Here is a 19,569-nt window from a genome sequence, read left to right as displayed (position 1 = left end):
GGTGCAGCATTGATGATCGCTATTTTCGCGATGACTCTGGTCAGTTCGCTGGCGGTCGGGCTACTTCAATCGGAACGGGTTCGCTTTATGGCGACACGCCATTCGATCGAGTGGGACGAAGCTCGCTACCTAGCCGAAGCAGGCGTTCACGACGCGCTGATGCATTTGGAAGAAGATTACTCCTGGCGTTTCGGGATCCCACCGCGTGAGTTCCCCAGCGGGAGCGGTTGGACATACTCGGCAACAGTCGCTGAAAATGGTGACGGCACCGTCCAAGTCGATGCGGTAGGCAAGGCCGGAGAGTTCACTCGTCATCTCTCGGTCACGGTCAAACAAGGGGGATAGTCAAGTGGATCGTATCGAGAGTGACTTACTAGAATCCGTTGGTGAAGAACGCGCGGTCGTTGATCGCCGTGACCCAGCTGGTCGTTCTGTCGCCGGTCGATCGCGCGGCCCTTCTCGGTTTGATCGTCGCCGAAAACAGGCGACATCTGTTGGCCTAGAAATTTCGCCCAGCGGGCTTTCCCTGGCATTTATCGAATCGGAGAATGAAACGCAGCGACTGGTAGTGGATCGGTTGACGTTTCCCGAGGATGCCGGGCCGAGACGTGGCGATTGGCACGATGGGACACTTCAATCACGGCTCACTGAACTCGTTCAAAAACACCAATTGACCGGGCAGGCCGTTCATTGCAGCATCGGCGGAAATCCGTGCGTGACACGAGTCATCGCCGGGTTGGACCAACACGTCGACAACGAGTTGACCGAATTAACCGGGCGGACCGAGCGTTATATCGGGATGGGGACCGGGGAAAAGGTCCTTACCGACACGACATACCGTATCGATGCGAAGCGGAAACGGGTTTGGGTCACGATCGCTATCCGTGATGTTGTTGAGGCTATCGCCGCCGCGGTGCGAGCGGCCGGGCTGCGTTTGGCAAATCTTGAACACACAATGTTAGTGCTTAGTCGATTGTTGAATACTTATCAATGTGATGATTCCGAACCGGTGTTGATGGTGGTCGATGACTTAGGGAAGATCGATTTGGGGATCTCCTATCAAGGTCGATTGTTACTGGATTATCGTCCGGCGTTGACCGGGGAAAGTGTCGATCATGTTGAGGTCATCCAGCGTCACCTCAAATGCCTTCGTCGCTACACACAATCACAGTTTCCTGATTCCTCATCAAACTTGCAGCAAGTTTTCGTCGCAGAAATGAGTCCGATCGGGAGCGGGTTCCAGGGAGAACACGATCAAACTCTCGAACTAAGTGAGCGGGTCTATCCGTTTGAAAGACTTTGTGAAGGAATCGTGTCAGATCAAATCTTCGAACCAGACACGAGTATGATCGCAGCGATTTGTTTGGCTAAGTCGCAGCAATCGTTCGCGACGAACGATCATGATACGAACAATCTGGCGACAACCTTAAGGATGGAAGCAAAGATCCCATGGGGGAAATTGATTCGTGCGACCTGGCCGATCGGAGTGGTGGTCGCCGCTTCGTTCATTTTGGCATTGCTCTCGTATCGAATCGACCATGCGATCGAACGAACCGACCGGCAGATCGAACTTCGTTTGTCAGATGTTGATCAAAGTGAAACGTTGCGTGAAAAGCTAGTGAAGCGGATGAGCTTTGATGAGAGCGTTCACCAGGTCGAAGATGCGATTGATCGTCGTCAGTGGGCGCAAATCGTTTGGTTAGTTGGTGAGCAACTTCCCGATCGAACATGGCTGGAGTCCATCCAATTCCACAACGACGGAACGTTGCAAATCATCGGAGTCAGCCGCTCGGATAACGGCGTGTTCGATTATTTAGATCGACTGCGGAACAACCCTCGGCTGTCACGGGTCGCCTTGCAGACGACGTCTTCCCATCGTGGTGCCTCGACGACCGACGTTCGCTTCGAAATTTCGGCAACCGTCGGCGCCGTCCGGTCAGGCGAAAACCTAGCGTCTACGATCCCAGTGAGGTTGAGTGATGGTTAGCGAACTGATCAACCGATTTCTCGAACATCCACGTCGTTGTTGGATCGTCTGGGGAGGCGCTGTCGCGTGGGGGCTGTTTGTGACCCTTCCCTGCTGGGACTGGTATTGCGAAAAATCTAGTCAAGTCAGCAGCCTGAAGACAGAACTTTTCGAAACCACATTAGTTTCGGAAAACATTGGCGTGATGGAGCAACGACTAAGGCAACTGAATCAATCCGAGGGAACGGAAATTCACTTGTTCGATCAGGCCGAAGCGGACTTATTCCGTGAGCGAATCACCGAGTTGACTTTCGATCATGGGTGCCAACTTAAGCGTCTGTCGTTGTCTGATTCGCGGACAACACCTTGGGTAGCTGAACACGGATTGGAAAAAGATCGTTTTGATCGTACTCGCGATGAAGACGTCGATGCAATGTTTGACCTCGAAACTCGGCTCATTCATCTTGCGGCAAGCGGTCCGCTGACCAAGTTGACGAAGCTATTGGTCCATCTTGACACAATCGAGAAATTTGCGGTTCCCACCAATTTGACCATTCAGCGCGAAGGGGAAAACGGACAATTGGCACTCGACATCGAGATTTCGCTCTACAACCTTATCCCCGCAAACGATTCTCGGATGTGACGGGAAGGCTGCGGAATGGAATCTCGCGGCGACTGATCGACGTAGCGTGAGGGAGAACGAGCTTTGGCAGCCGCGGCACCACCAATCAACTTTCTGTCGGCGCGGCGGATGAGGTCGATCGCCTTAGGGGCGTTCTGTTGCACGCTTCTCATCGGATCGATTTTTGGGGGGCGACCTGCGGGCGCGCAGAGTCTGTTCTCGTCAGCGGATGTGGTTCCCGATCAGCTCCGAGACAAACTGCTCAAGCGGTATAATCTTGACCTGCGTGACTCCACGCTTCTTGATGCACTCTTCACGATTCGCGATGTCTGCGGGATTAACATCGTTGCCGGCAACGAAGTGACCGGAACGGTGAACGCGTCGTTCGAAGACACGCGCGTCTGTGATATTCTCGATTCGTTATTGATCACCCGCGGCTACGGGTACCGAGTCGTCGGAACCAGTCTTGCCGTGGTTCCGCTTGATCGCGTCGGGGATCAGTTGCCTCTGTTTAGAACCGAGATCATTTCCTTAGTTGAAAACCAAGCAGAGGATTTGCTGCCTTCAATCGATTCGCTGCTTTCACCGGAAGGACGGGCCCACGCGATCGCATCGAGCAACTCGATGCTGATCATCGATTACCCTATCCGAATTGAGCAAATCCAAACCCATGTGAAAGCGCTGGAGGCTGCGGCGAAGGCGTTTCAAAGTCGTGAGCAAGCCAGGCTGAATCCTTCCAACACCGCCGATCCAGAGTTGGCTGCGGTCGCGACAAATGAGGTAAAAGTTTTTCGAACGCAATATGTTGATCCGGCGACGCTTGCCGAAGCGGTCAACGCGCTTCTGAGTGAGCAGGGACGGATTGCACCGATCGAGATGGAAAACAAACTGATTGTCTCGGACCTACCCGAAAATGTCGCTCGCGTTGCCGCAGCGGTTCAGCAACTTGATCAACCTCGACCACAGGTTCGGATCTGGGCGATGATCTATGATTGCAGCACCGAAGACTTAGATCGTTTGGGGATCAATTGGAACAGCTCGATAGCTGGCACAGCGGTTGATGCAGTGACCGGGGTGGCGTCGCAATCTGCTGTTCTAAGTACGGTCACGTCGCCGTTGGCAACGGGCAACAATGGTATGTTGACGATCACCAGTTTGAACGATCAAGTTGACTTGGAGGGAGTCATTCAAGCGCTGCGGACCGCCGACGATAGTCGGTTGCTAGCCGACCCGAATGTCGTTGTGATGAATCACGAAACGGCTGAAATTGAGATCGTGACGGAGGTTCCTTATCAGCAACTGACGCAAGGGATCGACGGAGGAACCATCGGCACGACCGAATTTCGCGAAGCTGGGGTGACGCTGAACGTGATCCCGCACATCGCCGACGACGGAACGATCGCGATGGTCGTCAATCCACGATTCAGTTTGCTGACTGGGTACAGCGAAACCGACAACGCTCCGATCATCGATCGGCGTGAAACCAATACGACCGTCCGAGTCGCCGACGGGCAGACGATCGTTCTAGGTGGACTTCGTCAAAGGACTCGGATTTCGGAACAAACCGCGGTCCCGGTCCTCGGCACGATCCCAGGGATCGGAAAGCTGTTTAAACATCGATCCGCGAGCACGCGAGAGAGTGAGCTTCTGGTCTTTATCACACCCCAGATTGTTGGCAACCATTGCATCGGTAGTCAGCGCGAATACTGCGTCGAGCAATTCCTGTCCAATCAAGTCCGGCAGACTCCGACCGATCCGGTTCCTTTTGGGATCGAAACCGTTCGCGCCGAACAACAAAGTTGCGGTCATCACGATTCAACGGTCATCCAGTGGGGACACATGATGTTGTCAAAGGACACCTACTCGACGAACCCAAACTGGACTCGCCAGCATCCACCACAGGCGATACCGATGATGGAACCAGAGCTGATCGAAACGGACGCGATGGAACTCGCGCCGATGAACACATCTAAAAATTGAACGTCTTTAGATCGTGATTCGGCACAGGCGAGGACGACGTTCTTGCGTTTGAATCATCGTATCCGGAGATGTCGCTACCCGAGTCGTGATCCGAATCGCTTGAAGAACTCGGTGCGATCACTACCACGGCGATTGGGTTTCGCATCAAAATCAAAGACCGCGGAATGGGTTCCGTCGTCATAGTAGTGATCAAACTGGTCACTATCGGCCGAGTCGACATCACCGTCAGCGTCGTAGTCTCCGAAGAGGCGGAAAAAGTCATCGACGAAATCGTCGCCGGGGGCAGAGCCGTTGGCATCGATGCCAAGAACCGAACCGCTGATCGTCAAGCGATAGTTACCATCGGCGAGCATCAGCCCTGGACCGTTGACACGTCGCGACGAAGGTTCGATCGCCGAGCGACCGGCAAACTGAAGTACGACCACCTGCTGACCGTTGACAACCTCACTGCTAACCACTTCAAGGTTGACCGCCTCACCGGCGTCACGCCCCGAGGTCGCTTGCAGAGAAAAGCTTCCATCTGTCACGGGGCCGGTTGGAATCGTGATCGGCGCGCTCAATGTAATACGAACACGGCGAATGATCGAACGCTGTCCACTCGCATCCGGTGTGTAGCCTTGCTCGTCATCGGCGTTCGCATTGAAGTACACGATGCCGGCAACTTGAAGCGGAGGGCCGCCGACATCGTCGTTCAGAATGGTCGCCGTCGCGGTGTTACCTCCGGCGACCACGTAGCCGTCACCTGACACGACGGACAGGATGATCGTTTCGTCGGGTTCAATTTGAAGATCTGCCGACGGAGTGATCGTGACAGTGGTGGTCGCTTCTCCGGCCGCAAACGTGACATGGTCCACCGCCGTGGCAGCGAAATCATCGTCCAACGTCGCGGTACCGGTCAATTGCAAGTTGACTTCCATTGCCGGTGTTTGAGCATCGGTATCGGTGCGTGTCAGCGTAAAGACAAACGCGCCCGATGCATCTTCGAAGACGGACGTTGGGTCGACCGAGATCGAAACAACCGGAACGGCCGCTTCTTCGATGGTCACCGTCCCCGTGTCGGTATCGGTGACCGAAGGATGCAGCGCGTCGACCCTCACGGTGAAGGTTTCCGAAGGCTCGGGAATACCATCGGCGAAAGTGGGGACAGAAATAATCACTGTCTCACCCGCGGTTCCGGCGAAGGTTACTTGGTAAGTCGCATTATTGAAGTCAACGTTACCGATTGCCGTTCCATCGACAAAGCTAAGATCAGCGAGGAAGCCACCTTGGACGGCATTGTCAAGCGTGACCGGCACCTCAGCCGTACCGCCTTCGACGATCGTGACATCGTCAATCGTCAACGAAGCAACATCATTGTCCACGATGGTTCCGGTCGCGTTGTTTGGCGAGCCAATCACGTAGCCGGTTCCCGTTTGTAAGGAGAGTACGACGGTTTCGTCCCCTTCGACAACCGTATCCGGTGTTGGATTGACGATGACTTCTGCCGTGGTCGCGCCGGCAGCGATGGTGATCGAATTGTCTGGTTGGGAATTGAAATCTGAACCGAGTGATGCCGATCCCGACGTACCGAAATGAACCGTCAACGGCTGCGACGTATCACCGTCTCGTGTGATGGTGTAGATCAGGTTCGCCGTTCCGTCTTCGGCAACCGAGTCGTTGGTCGCCTCGATTGTCACCGTCGCAGGAAGTACATCATCATCGGTGACACTGACGGTGTCAGAAGCGGAGATCGTGGTGCTTCCGAGCAAATTGATTTTTGCAACGCGTTGATCGTCGCCAGAGCCACCGAGAACAAACAACGCGCCGTTCGGTGATAAAGCTGACTGCAACGAACGTTGGCTGGCGTAATTGCTGCTGGAGTAATTTAGCGTCCCATCGCCATCGAAGCTTGTGTCGAGTGATCCGTTTTCGTTAAGCCGTGTGATCGCCATTTCCCGCTGATTGCTCGCCGGATCTAAATAGCCGACGAGAACGACTTTGTTGTCTTGCTGAACTTGGACCGACGAGACACGATCATCGTCGCTCGGAAGCAAGTTCACAGAGGCGATCCCGTCGCCGTCAAACGTCGTGTCAAAAGAGCCATTCGGGTTAAGACGAATCGCATACGAGTTTGATTCTTCGGAGTTCCCGTAGCCCTGGGCTCCGAAGACGTATCGGCCGTCGGAATCGATGGCGATTTCACCGATCGTCATGAACTGAGTGCCCAGATCGATGGTTTGAATGCCGGTACCGTTGAAACTGGTGTCAAGGTCACCGTTGGCGAAAGCTCGGATCACCGCGTATTCACCGACTGACCGTCCGGCGGCAATAAAGCTTCCGTCGGCAAGGACTTTTAGCACTTGCGAGGAGTAATTGAGCGTCGAGTAAGTTCGCACGCCGTTGCTGCCAAACGTCGAGTCTCGGTCACCGTCGGCGGTGATTCGCAACATACGGAAATAGACAGATCCGTTGACCGAAGTCGTGGCCAAAATTTTACCGTCGGGTGTCAACTCCATGTCTTGTACCCACATCCCCGAAATGCCGGCAAGGTTGGCGACGCCGTTGGTACCGTAGCTGGTATCGACCGAGCCATCGGGATTGAAACGAACAACAAAAGGCTTTCCAGTACCGCTAACGAACTTGCCTCCGACCAAGATTTTTCCATCTGGTTGGACCGCGATTGCCTGGGGAACCGGAAAGTCGGGGCCCGCGGTTGCTTGGGCAAGTCCGGCGTTTCCAAACGATCCGTCAAGAGATCCGTCGGCGTTGAGTTGGGCGAGGTAAATCGTGCTGGTCGTCGGGCCCTGTGACGCGACCACAATTTTGCCATTGGGAAGATACTGGATTGGTCCCTGGAGCGCGCTGCTGGTGTTGTAAAGCGGTGTCTCTGCGACCCCGCCGGTGCCGAAAGCGGCGTCCAATCCAGTGGTGCCAGAGCCGAATTGGGCGCTGGCGGTGATCGTGACCGTTTGTGTCCCATCAACGATCGCGTCATCGACCGCGTCGAGATCCACGGTAACTGATGTTTGGCCTGCGGGGATGGTTGCCGTCGCAGGGACGGTCGCTTCGCTGGTATCGTCGCTCGCAAGGTTTACCGTCAGTGGTGCCGGTGAAGCAACCGAACGCGTGATCGTGACGGTGGTCGCCGCGTTGCCGTCGGCTTCGGACACGGAGTCCGCGTTGACGACCAGTGTCAGCGTGGGGATGACGTCGTTATCGACAAGATCAGCGGTCGCCGTCGACGTGGTGATGTTAACCGAACCGACGCTCGCATTAGAAATTTGCGCCTCCAGGGTTTCAGTCGGTTCGATCTCGCCATCATCGATGACATCGACGACAAAGGTTCCGGTCGTCGCTCCGTCGGCAACAGAAATTTGAGCGTTGCTTAGAACGGTTTCGTAGTCGATGCCGGACGACGCCGTCCCGGTTCCCAAGTCGTCAAAGTCGAATGTGATCGGCGATCCCGTATTGTTCGGTTGATCAAGCGTCACGGTATAAACGATATCGGTCGGCCCTTCTTCGTCTCCATGTGTCGTCACCGACAGCGATGCGTTGATAGCGGGAGTTGACTGGACTTTACGGATGGCAAGGCCACCCAAACCGAGGAAGCTTCCACTGGCAACGCTAACGGAGATCTGAATTTGGCCAAATGAATCGGCCACGTATTCGAGCCCATAAGATTCGAAGCTGTTCGACGATGATCCGATCGCGTTGTTGATGAACAAATTGTTTGGAGAAAAACTTTGCTGAAACGTATCCGTTCCGTTCGCATCGGTCACCGAAACGTTTTGCGAAATCGTGAACCCGCCATCGAGTCCGATCACATAGACTTCGTAGTTCGATCCCGGAGTCAAATCACTCCAGGTGAACGAAACCAAAGATGACGAGTAAAACTGATTGTCGAGTCCAAGAAGGCTGCTCGTGTGGGTGGGAACCGTCGACGAGTTAATTGTGGCACTGTAGCCAGAGAGGCTACCCGAAAAAGAGAGGTCAAACGGTGTCGATGAACCATCCTCGGCGATCAAGTTAACTTGATTTGTCGGACTGGTCAGTGATGTCCAATTTAGCGGTGCGTTTGCGGTGGTCGTATCAAAGTCAACACCGACGAAGGGGCCGAACGCGGGGGCTTCATCGTCGAGGACCTCTAGGTCCGCCGTTCCCGCAACAAAATCAGTTGCCGACGCCGAAATGATCACCGATTGTGTTCCGTCGACGATCGCATCGTCGATCGCGCTGACACTGAACGTCACCGAGTCGCTGCCGTCGGGGATGACGACCGAAGCCGGGACGGTCGCTTCGGTTGTGTCGTTGCTAAAAAGGTCCACCGTAAGGTTTCCGGATGTCCCGGTGCTACGAGTGACGGTTCCCGTTGCCGTGCCTCCGTTTTCACTGATCGAAGTCATGTCAAGCTCGACGGTGAGGCGATCGGGACCAGGCCCCAACTGCTGCAACGCCATCGCTGAGAGAACTACGCCACTTGACCCAGCACCGGGAGCGATATCGACGACGATTTCCCCGTTAGCATCAGCGGTGATATAGGACGCATACGATTGCAGTAAATTGTTGCTCGATCCCGTCTGGCCGTTGACATAAAGGACCGAATCAGGGATCTGCGTGAACGAATCAGTGTTCGATCCCGTAATCGTCACGTCGTTGATATAGGTGTTTGTCAGCGGTTCGTAGGCGAACAAGTAAACGGCGTATTCGGCCCCCGCGATCAGGTCGCTGAACCGGCTTTGCAGGGCTGAACTGCCGGTCGCATATCCGGCGATCCCGGCAAGTGATTGGGCGTGCTGGGGGAGTTCACTGGCGAAGGGGCCGGCGCCGGCGGCCGAACCGTTGGTGACGGTGGTTTGGATGTCCACTTCAGTAGTGGTGCCGTCTTCGGCGAGTAGGTTCGTCGCGTTCGCTTGTCCGAGGAATGTGTAGGCATTCCAGTTTGTCGGACTCGCCGGTGAAGAGGAGGTGGAGCCAAAATCAATTCCGATCAATGGCCCCGTTGCCAATTCTTCGTCATCGATAACGTCCAAGCTGGCATCACCGGAAAGATGATTCGTCGCGGTCGCCGTGATCGTCACCGATTGATCGCCGTCAATGATCGCATCGTCAACCGCGGTGATGGTGAAGTTCACTGTGTCGCTGCCGTCGGGGATCGTCACCGTTGTCGGCACGGTTGCTTCGGTGGTGTCACTGCTGGTCAACGTGACGACCAACTCCCCAGTCGTCCCGGTATTGCGTGTGACTGTCCCAGTTGCAGAGCCTCCATTTTCGCTGATCGATGTTGAATCGATCGAGACTGTGACTCGGTCGTTGGACGTCACGATGTGTTGGATGGCAAAACCCGACAGAACGACGCCGGCTGATCCGCTCGCGGGGGCAATGCTGACCGCGATTTCGCCATTGGCATCCGCGGTGACCAATTCAGCGTAAGAATCAAGTTGTTCGTTGTTGGAACCTTGCGATGCATTGACATGCAAGTTCCCATGCGTCAACGATTGCGTGAAGCTGATCGTGTTGTCACCGACCAAGGTGACTTCTTGGGAAAACGTTGACCCTGTCGTTTCATGAGCAAACAAGTAAATTCGATATTGCTCACCTGGCGTCAGGTCGCTGATCGTCGAGGTAAAGGAGTTGCCGGTGGAATTGGTCGAAAAGCCAGCGAGGTTGGCCAGTGACTGAGTGTGCTGGGGGATCGTGTTTGCATTCGGAGACGACGAGTAGGTGAAAGACGTTCCGGCAATATCAGATTGAACGTCGAATGGGGTTCGGTTCCCATCTTCGCCCAGCAAATTTCCCCGGTCGATCCCATAGAGATACTCGGTCGAGCCCCAATTGGTCGGCGGGTTAAGATTGAAATCGACATCGATGCCAGCAAGGTAACCAACGCCGATGACATCATCGTCGGTGACCGCGACGGTATCTGATCCTGCCAATCCTTGTGGCAAGATCCATCGTTCGATTTGGAAGTCGGCAACCCAACCCGACAACGTGACAACTTTGCCATCGGCAGTAAGCGCTGCAGCTCGCATGCCTTCGAATTCGGTCGGCGTGAAGGGTGGGAATGTGGTGTACCCATCATCGCTAAACGTCGTGTCCAGACTTCCGTCGGCGTTGAAGCGAGCCATCGCTCGATCGTCGCCATTGCCGATGACAAAGCCTCCACCAAACACAAGTATTTTGCCGTCTTCTTGTAGGACGACATCGTAAGCCTCGTCACGCGATCCCTCAAAGTCGACGGAACTTAGACCGTCGAGTCCAAAGTTGGTGTCTAAGTCGCCGGTTGAGTCCAATTTCGCCATCAGCCAGTCCAACGGAGATCGCGCACCGCCGACGAGCAGGATGCCACCATCGGAAGTGATCTCGACCTTTTCTAACGTCGGATACTGCGTGTTGACGTTGACAGCTCGGTACCCGTTACTGCCGAACGATGTGTCGATCGTTCCGTCGGCATTGAAACGAGCGGCAAAGACATCACGCCGGTCGCTAGACACATCCGTGGTTCCTGCGATCACGAACTTTCCATCCGCTTGTTCGACGATACTCGAATAAGTTTCGTCGAACGCGGGATCAAGAATTGGAGTCAGTTCGCCATTGATCCCGAATGTATTGTCCAGCGATCCGTCGTCGCTGTAACGCAAGACGGATTCAGCGCTGATCGCCGTGACCGAGCCGTCTGGATGAATCAAGCCATCGCGAAAATAACGCAGTGAAACCGGAAGGATTCCATCTGAATCGAAAGAAGTGTCAAGCGCGCCGGTCGAGGTTAGCCGGGCGATAAATCCACCGGAGGAGGTTCGACCGATGATGGTCAAGCGGCCATCGTCGCCGCGCAAGATTCGGCTGATACGAACGCTGGTTTCAGAGCTAACGGTGACGGCGGCAAATCCATTGGTTCCGAAGGACAAATCCGGTGACCCGTCTTCGTTGAATCGTGCAACCTGTATCGTATCGTCGAGCGTTTCGTCGCGGCCACCGGTGACGATGCGTCCGTTCGGATCGATCAGCAAATCGAATCCAGTCGGACTGATGTTGTTACGGAGATTGGTCGACACGATTCCGGCAGACCCAAAAGTCGGGTCCAGATTGATTGATCCGTCATAGCCGACTTCCGACACGGTGATGCTGGCCAATTGAACGCCGTCAAGGTAGCTGTCGTTGACCGCATCAAGCGGAATCGTTACCGAGGCCGAGCCTGCGGGAATGGTCACGTTCGACTGGATCGAAATTTCAGACGGATCGTTGTTGGCAATGACAAGATCTAACGGCGCGGTGGTGTCGGTGTTGCGTGTGATCGTCACCGTGGTGACGCCCGCTCCGGCCGATTCCGAAATCGCATCGGCATCGATGTCGACGGTAAGCGTTCCGCCGCCTTCGTTGTCAAAGATCTGTGCCGTCGCGCTATCGGCGACAATCGTGACATTGGGGTCGCTGGGACTAGCGATTTGCGCTACCAATGTTTCCGTTCCTTCGACCAATGCGTCGTCGGAAACCGCGATCGATACGGTGCCAGTCGTTTGACCGACCCCGATGGTGACTTGGGTCCCGTTTGCGATCTCGGTGTAATCGAGTCCGCTGGTTGCGGAACCGGTACCCACATCGGTCAAGTCGAATGTGATCGGCGCGCCGCTGTCGTTGGCTTGATTCAGCGAGACTGTAAAGACGATATCGATGGGGCCTTCTTCGTCGCCATCGGTGGTGGCCGCGAGCGACGCGTTGATGCTTGGCGTCGACGCCGCCGCGAGTTGGATGCCGGTACCGGCGAGAATCGCGTAGTCGGATGCGAGAAGGTTTGTCACCACCGCTTGGATTTGCCCGCTGGCGTCTGCCGTCACCGTGACCGCGTCGTCTTCAAGCGGTTTGCTCGGGTTGGCTAGACTGTCATTGACATACAGCACGCTGCCAAGGCCTCGGGTGTCTTGTTCAAAAACCGGCAAAGAAGTCTCGCCCGTGATCGCGACGGATTGATGGACATCGATGCCAAAATTTTCGGTCAGAAACAGGTAGACGTTGTAGTCCACTCCGGCGTCCAAACCCGACCAGGTAAGCGTGATCGAGTTTGCCGCGATATAGTTGCCACCGATGTCGGCGAGGTCGGGTGTATGAAGTGGTGCGGTCGGCGAGTCGGAAAGGTTCGCGCCGGATCCGCCGCTTCGCGTAATGCTCAGGTCGACTGTGGTGACAACGCCGTCTTCGCGAATCAAGTTGCTGTAGGTTGAGGCACCCGTGGTGAGCGTCCAGTTTTCGGGCGACGGTTCACCCGGTCGGTCAAAATCCGTGCCGATGACAGGCTGCACTTCGTCGTCACCGATCGAAGCCGTGATCGGCGGCCCGTTTAGGCCAATGGGGTAGTTCGCATCGCCACTGGTGCTGACCGTATGTGTGATGACTCCCGAGTGAACGCCTTCGGCATCGGTATCGTCAAGACCGCGGACGTAGATCGTGCTGGCGGAAGTGTCAGATTTCGAAACGATGACGCTGTTTGAAAAACTATTGCCGTCTAAGCTGACTTCGGTTTGCGCATCCGCCGAGACAGTCACTTCGACTGCGGAAGTTGGTGTCGTCGTCAACGACAGGAGGTACGTATCGATCGGCGAACTTCCCAGCAGACCCGGTTCACCGATTTGGGTGGATCCGGCCGACTCGACGATCGAGATTCCCGGCGCTCCGGCGTCTGCTGCAATTGTAAAGTCGGTGTCAGAGAGATCGAAAAACACATTCCCGACAGCGCTGACTCGAACTCTCGCATTGGAGGTGTCCAGATTCGGAATCGTCAGCGTTTCTGATCCGTCATTCGCCGTTCCAGAAATCAGCGAAATTGGATAAGTCAATCCACCATCGATCGACAAGTCGATATCGACCGATGAAACGTTGAAGGGCGCCGATTGAGTTCCCGCTGTGTTCCAGCTGATCGTTTGATTGCTTCCCCCGGCCCAGTTCACACCCGTGTTCGGACTGGTCACCGAAAACGGGGTCGCGGTGTTGACCACAGTTAGCTTGACGTCGTCACTATGGATTCCTCCGTTACCGTCGCGAACGCTCGCGCGAAAGTTTAACTCTCGTGCTGTCGTTGGTAACGTCTCGCCGATCGCCGCCGTGTCGACTCCTGCGGCAAGATCGCTCAGTTTGGGAAACACCCGAGTCGGTTCCGTACTCGGTGGAAACGATCGAAACAGCGGGCTGTCCCCGTTGTCAGTCAGCGGCAAACTCATCGCCGACCCCAGGTCAAGCTGTTCCCAAGTGTACGTCAACGTGTCTGCCGCGTCGGCGTCATTACCGGTCGCGGTCAAGGCAAATGGGGTTCCCTGTGGGATCGTGTAGTCGGCTCCACCGCTAACCGTGGGGACGTTGTTGCTCAGCGGCGTGGTCGAATTCGGTGGGGCCGTCGAAGCGATGAACGATTGGATTTCTTCAAAGCTTGCGGAGTGAAAATACGGATCCGGGTCGGATTGCAAGTTGTCTTGGCCTGCGATTCCGGCATAGCTCATCAGCGTCGAACCACTGGCCGGTTCGTAAGCGCTTGTCGCGGATCGGCTGCCAGCGGTCGATCCATAAGTATTGCCGTTGAAGGTGTGTTCGGCATTGAACTGGTGGCCGAATTCATGCGCGACAAGATGCACCCAAGAAGTGCCTTGGGGCATCGCATGAATCGATGCGCCGCGTCCCTTGTAAATGGTGTTCACAACGCCGAGGCCGGCCAGACCTTGCCCTCCGCTGATCGCCAGACCAAAAACATGTCCGATGTCGTAGTTGGATTCACCGACGATCCCGTTCAGAATCGCGGTGTTTTCATTGAGCATCGCCGACGTGTTGCCGTTGGTGTAAGAGTCAAACTCGCCAATCGATGCGTCGAAGATCGTGTTGGTACCACTGACCAAGTCAAAGTGGATCGAAAGTTCCTTTTCAAAGATCTCGTTGACGTCGTCGACAAAGTCCTCAATCGCCGCCAGAGCCTGAGTCTCGCCTCCGAAGTACGCCGTGTATTCTTCAGTGGCCGCGATGGCCAGGCGGTAATTTTGCAGCGAGTCGCCGACGTCGATGTTGTTTCCGATCGTCGCCGAAAGCACGACGCGGGCTTCAAGCTGCTCTTGAAGCAGTCGGCGACGGCGGTGCCTGAGTGTCGTCGAACGGGGTTCCAGACGAGTTCGAATAGTTCGCTCGGACATCAAAGTGCCTGTCAATCGCATGAAGGGGGGCATCTGGATGCTGGCCCAAGGATGGTCTGTCAGACCGCGGGGCTTGCATCGGTCGGGTGAGAAGTCTTTTCAGTCACCAGGGATAAGATAATAGGGAAGATTCCGGTCGTAGGGGGAAATTAGGGCGGCGTTCATCCGGAATTAATGAGCATTTGTCCCGCTTGACGAATGTGCGCCGAATGGGTCTTCGTCGGGAAAGTGGTGACTTCGAGTTAGCGCGGAATTCGTGCTGTTCAGTCTTTGGTTGGTTCGCTCGGGCATTGCCGAATCCGCAGCGAAGGCGCTCTCGTTGGTCGTCGCCTTGGGGTAGAATGCCGGTTCGCGGCCGATTCGCCGATGTTCCATCTACGAGTCGTAGAGAGCGATTTCCACTCGTGTTCCGATTCCGCGCCAGACCTTGTCATTCATTCAGATTTCGTTTGCCCCCTTACTCGAAGATTTTTATGCGCATGATTTGTCGTTGTTTCTTAGCTGCCACCGCTCTACTGGCTTCCGTCGCAGGTGCCGGTGAGCTCGATCCGTCGCAACAAAAGTGGATCGACAAATACGAAAAACAGCAAAATGCACCGAACCCGGCAGAGATGTTGATCAACACGGAATCGGAGCCAGCGTTGGGCGAAGGTTTTGAGCCTCTGTTTAATGGCAATAATCTTGACGGTTGGCGACCGATCGGCGGTGAGTGCAAATTCGAAGCGGTCGATAGTGAGGTGATCGGGACCTGTGTGCCGGGGTCACCTAGTACCTACTTGAGCAGCGAACGCGATGACTACAAGGATTTCATTTTCACTTGTGAAATGAAATGGGAAGAGGACGGGAATTCGGGAGTGATGTTCCGCGCTAAACTTCGCAAGAAAGGCGACAAAGAAACCGTCTACGGGCCACAAGCGGAGATGGAAGGTTTCTCGCAAGATCGTGGCTGGTCCGGTGGCATCTACGGCCAAAGCTGTGGTGGGTATTTTTACCCGCTATGGCTGAAGCAGCATGCCGAAGCACGGCAGGCGCTGAAGGAAGGTGAATGGAACCGTTTGACGATCAAGGTTCAAGGTAACGACGTCAAGACTTGGATTAACGGTGTGCCGGCAGCGCATTGGCAAGATGACGGGACCTATGCCGAAGGTTATTTTGGATTGCAAATTCATAGTGGCAAGTCGGGAAAGGTTCGTTGGAAAGGCGTGCGCGTCAAGGAGCTGTGATCCGAATGCGCGGCTGAATGGCGAAAGGGAAATCGCATCAAAAAAACTCCGAGGCTATAATCGGGCCGATCTGGTCTGATTTCTTCCCGCCTCGCGAAGCCCTGCCATGCATCGTTTGTTTCCGCACGCCGCGTTTTTGCCGATTTTGATTGCGTCCGCTGTTTCTGCCGGCGCACCTTGGCCTCAGTTTCGTGGGCCCGCGGGGGACGGCGTTGTTGTCGGTCAAAGCGTTCCGCTGACCGTCGGCGAAGATGAAAATCTGCTTTGGAAAACGGCGTTGCCGGGGAAAGCTTGGTCATCGCCGGTCATCGCCGACGGCGTCGTTTGGATGACGACGGCGATCGAAGCCATTCCGACCGAAGAAGAGCGCGTCGCGATGCTCCGCCAAGCTGGCGTTGAGGAAAAGCATCTCAAGCAACGCGCGGTCGCAAAGCAAATCGATCTGAAGCTGGTCTCGGTGGATTTCAAGACCGGAGAGTTGCTTCGGCAAGTCGACCTGACGACTGTCGAGCAGCCCGATCCGATTCACCCGCTCAACAGCTATGCGTCACCTACTCCGGTCATTAGTGGCGGAAATGTTTACTGCCACTTCGGTACATTTGGGACTTTCTGCGTTGATCGCACGGGCGGCGAAATAGTTTGGAGTCGAAGGTTGCCTCTTGACCATGCCGTCGGCCCGGGAAGCTCGCCATTTGTTGATGGGGATCGGTTAGTGCTTATCCAGGATGGGATGGAGCGTCAGTATGTAGTTGCGCTCGACAAGTCCACCGGAAAGACGGTTTGGGAAGTCGATCGACCTGAGATGGTCGCGCCCAGCGGTGACCAAAAGAAGGCGTACTGCACACCGATCAAGATCGTCGATCCGCGCGGGCGTGAGCAATTGATTTGCATGGGCAGCCAATGGATAGTCGCCTATCAACCAGAGACGGGGAATGAGATCTGGCGTGCCTATCACGGCAAGGGGTTTTCTGTGGTCCCGCGACCGGTCTATGGCGATGGGGTCGTTTATTTTTCCACCGGGTTCGGCAAGGCGCAGCTCTGGGCGGTGCGGGTCGACGGCGAAGGCGATGTTTCTTCGTCGCATGTCGTCTGGACAGTTCCAAAGGGCATTCCCACGAAGCCTTCACCGGTGTTGCACGACGGCTTGGTTTACGTGATCGATGACAACGGAATTGCCAGTTGCTTTGAAGCCGATAGCGGACAGATGGTTTGGAAGAAGCGGATCGGCGGAAAGCACAGTGCGTCGCCGCTGCTGGTCGATGGCCGTCTCTATTTCGGTTCTCACGAAGGGACGGTCACGGTGATGTCGGCGGGGCGTGATGCTGAAGTGGTTTCCGAAAGCCAGCTCGACGGACAGATCATGGCAAGCTTTGCCGCCGTCGAAAACTCATTGGTCATTCGCACCGCCGATGCGATCTATCGGTTTGCCGAATAGTCGTTACCCTATCATCGCTCTTCGAGCCGGGGCGTGTCGTACCCCGGCGGGATACTGTGTTGATGGTAGGTAGTTGTTGTGACCCGACGGTACTTTGTTCCCGACTTGCCCCGCGATGGCGGTATCGTTTCTCTAAGCGACGAAGAGTCGCGTCATGCGTCCCGGGTGATGCGATTGCAGCCCGATGATGAGATCGAGCTGTTTGATGGTGCCGGGTGGCAATCGGTTGCTTCGGTTGCTGCGATCGATAAGCGAAGCTGCACGGTGAGCTCGATGCCGCCGGAACTGGTCGACCGTGAATCAGGTCGCCCCTGCTCACTAGCAATCGCGATGCCCAAGGGCGACCGTGCAAAGGAATTAGTCGAGCGGTTGGCGGAACTCGGCGTGCGCCATTTGGTTCCTTTGGTTTGCGAGCGGACTCAGCGGCCACCCAGTGCGGCGATGGTGACAAAGCTGCGCCGAGTCGTGATCGAGTCGTGCAAGCAAAGCGGCCGGAACATCTTGATGGATGTTGCCGAGCCGGTCGGCTTCTCGCAGTTTCTGGATTCGCTCGATGACGGGCCTGCGACCGCACGATGGGTCGCCCACCCCGGCGGTCGGTTGCTCAGTTCTGTTTGTGCCGACGCGCAATCGGGGGCGATGGTTGTGATCGGTCCCGAGGGTGGGCTGTCGGACCTCGAGGTATCGCGAGCCCGTAAGGCTGGGTTTGAGCCGGTTGGTTTGGGGCCGCGTATCTATCGGATCGAGACAGCCGCGTGTTTGGTCGCGGCGCGACTAGCGGATTGCTAGCTAAGCCTCGCATCTCTCGATGGTTGGCTTGGCTGTCGCGGGCAGGGCATGGCTGTCGCGGGCAGGGGGCGTTCTGCCGGGCGGTGTTAAGCTCCGGCGAATCTTTTGGTTTCCGTCCGCAGTGTCGCCTGGTTGTTAACCGCGTGGTTGGTTTCCCCAGTGGTGGGCCGGCGAGTTGTTTTCGCGGACAGCGTTGGCGTGCTGGAAATCGATTCGCTGGACCGGGGTGTGGCCGGGTTGTTGTGCGTCCTCGTTGGAAACGGAGCCGAGTTTGTTGCGGGTGCCTTGTGGGCCGGGTTTCCGGCCGCGACGGCGCCCTTGTTGTTCGGGGACAAATCGTGGGTTGACGGGCAGCAGAAGCTTGCTGATCGCAAGCTTGTTGATGCTGAGGCCGCTTCCCTTTGCTTCTTCTTGGAGTGCTTCGTGGAGCGACCGCGGAATGCGAATGGTGATCATTCGTTCGGGTTCAGCCGAGTCCGCTTTCGACTGATCTTGGCTGCGGATGGCGGCGAGCATTTCGTGAAGCGTCGCGTGGTACTCGCTGGCGAGGAATTGCTGGTATTCGCTGGAGTCGGGGAACAGTTTGGCGACAACCCCGTTGGTTCCCAGGATCACCCGGTAGAAGAGGACCCAGCTTCCGGTCATCGCGAAGGCTTCTTGTGCCAATTCCATGCATTGCTTGCAGCGGCTTTCGTAGTCACCGTTGGCCTCTTCGATGGTGATGTCCAGCGTTGGCAGGGTCGCCTCTTTAGCCGGGTCGGGGTCACTGGCGTAGCGTAGTTCGTTGGCGGCGGGCGCGGCTTCGGGGGTCACCTGGGGGTTGGATTCCTTCGGGTTGAGATCGGCCATCGGCGAGATTCCTTTGCAAGCATTTTCGTTTTGAGTGAGCAACGTCGTTCGCTGTGTCGCTCGTGCGGTTGGATGCGTCGATCATCGAGCATCGTCAAACGCCGATTCGTAAACGATGCTTTCAAAACGACTTACGCAAGCAAAAGGGCGGTGCTTGAAAGTTGTGCACGCGACAGGCAGGGTGGTGAACGCCGAAGTGCGCGCTAATTGGGCACGGGGGCGGAGGTCGTGACCCAGGTGTCCATGTCGAATTGCTTTCAAATTTGTCGGTTATTTTCGGCGTTGGTGTGGGGCTGTTCGCCGTGTTCCTCGGGGGACTGAGCACAGAGAAGGGAGCCCGGTGGGCAGAGCACCGGGTTGGTCGGGGAGTCCCGGGGACAGAGCACCGGGAGATTATTCTCGGGGACAGAGCACTGGGTTGGTCGTTCTGGGGGACAGAGCACCGGGTTGGGCGGGCGGCACTCGGTAGGTCTAGGTTGGTCGGCTCGTAGGAACCGCGGCTAACGCCGATCGGCTGATTTGCAAGCATCAGCCAGGGGAGTCCCGGGGACAGAGCACCGGGA

At 56.0% G+C, this 19,569-nt stretch carries 9 protein-coding genes; 7 read left to right on the top strand and 2 right to left on the bottom strand.

What is annotated here, in order from left to right; genetic code table 11:
* The first annotated feature begins 12 nt into the window (after nucleotides 1-12).
* The 4 genes from FYC48_RS11660 to FYC48_RS11645 all read left to right on the top strand — a co-directional run bounded on the left by FYC48_RS11660 (nucleotide 13) and on the right by FYC48_RS11645 (nucleotide 4,568).
* The gene (locus tag FYC48_RS11660; protein ID WP_160149468.1) at nucleotides 13-345 is read left to right on the top strand and encodes a hypothetical protein; all 333 of its coding nucleotides are present in this window, start codon (nucleotides 13-15) and stop codon (nucleotides 343-345) included.
* A gap of 4 nt (nucleotides 346-349) precedes the next feature.
* A complete protein-coding gene (locus tag FYC48_RS11655) occupies nucleotides 350-1,987 on the top strand; it encodes a PilN domain-containing protein (protein ID WP_149496891.1) in 1,638 nt (545 codons plus the stop codon).
* Nucleotides 1,980-2,609 carry a hypothetical protein gene (locus FYC48_RS11650; RefSeq protein WP_149496890.1) on the top strand — a complete coding sequence of 210 codons (630 nt, stop codon included), beginning with the start codon at nucleotides 1,980-1,982 and terminating at the stop codon, nucleotides 2,607-2,609. Before FYC48_RS11655 ends, FYC48_RS11650 begins: the two co-directional genes overlap by 8 nt.
* A 63-nt stretch (nucleotides 2,610-2,672) precedes the next feature.
* On the top strand, nucleotides 2,673-4,568 hold the full coding sequence (locus tag FYC48_RS11645; protein WP_160149467.1) for a type II secretion system protein GspD: 1,896 nt from the start codon (nucleotides 2,673-2,675) through the stop codon (nucleotides 4,566-4,568).
* Nucleotides 4,569-4,642: 74 nt separating this feature from the next.
* Here FYC48_RS11645 and FYC48_RS11640 read toward each other — a convergent pair whose 3' ends face one another.
* The gene (locus FYC48_RS11640; protein WP_160149466.1) at nucleotides 4,643-14,710 is read right to left on the bottom strand and encodes a Calx-beta domain-containing protein; all 10,068 of its coding nucleotides are present in this window, start codon (nucleotides 14,708-14,710) and stop codon (nucleotides 4,643-4,645) included.
* Between the two features lie 479 nt (nucleotides 14,711-15,189).
* Between FYC48_RS11640 and FYC48_RS11635 the strand changes: the two genes are divergently transcribed.
* From FYC48_RS11635 to FYC48_RS11625, 3 genes are all read left to right on the top strand, one after another.
* On the top strand, nucleotides 15,190-15,933 hold the full coding sequence (locus FYC48_RS11635) for a 3-keto-disaccharide hydrolase (protein WP_235034211.1): 744 nt from the start codon (nucleotides 15,190-15,192) through the stop codon (nucleotides 15,931-15,933).
* A 106-nt stretch (nucleotides 15,934-16,039) separates the two neighbouring features.
* Nucleotides 16,040-17,368 (top strand): PQQ-binding-like beta-propeller repeat protein, encoded by a 1,329-nt coding sequence (locus FYC48_RS11630; RefSeq protein WP_149496886.1) that lies wholly within the window; start codon nucleotides 16,040-16,042, stop codon nucleotides 17,366-17,368.
* Nucleotides 17,369-17,446: 78 nt separating this feature from the next.
* The gene (locus FYC48_RS11625) at nucleotides 17,447-18,157 is read left to right on the top strand and encodes an RsmE family RNA methyltransferase (protein WP_149496885.1); all 711 of its coding nucleotides are present in this window, start codon (nucleotides 17,447-17,449) and stop codon (nucleotides 18,155-18,157) included.
* A gap of 135 nt (nucleotides 18,158-18,292) precedes the next feature.
* Here the strand turns inward: FYC48_RS11625 and FYC48_RS11620 are convergent, their stop codons facing one another.
* Entirely contained in the window at nucleotides 18,293-19,006 is a 714-nt protein-coding gene (locus tag FYC48_RS11620) for a toxin-antitoxin system HicB family antitoxin (RefSeq protein ID WP_149496884.1), read from the bottom strand.
* Between the last annotated feature and the right edge of the window lie 563 nt (nucleotides 19,007-19,569).

Origin of the sequence: Roseiconus lacunae (assembly GCF_008312935.1) — a bacterium.
GTDB lineage: Bacteria > Planctomycetota > Planctomycetia > Pirellulales > Pirellulaceae > Stieleria > Stieleria lacunae.
This window is presented reverse-complemented; position numbering and strand designations above follow the sequence as displayed.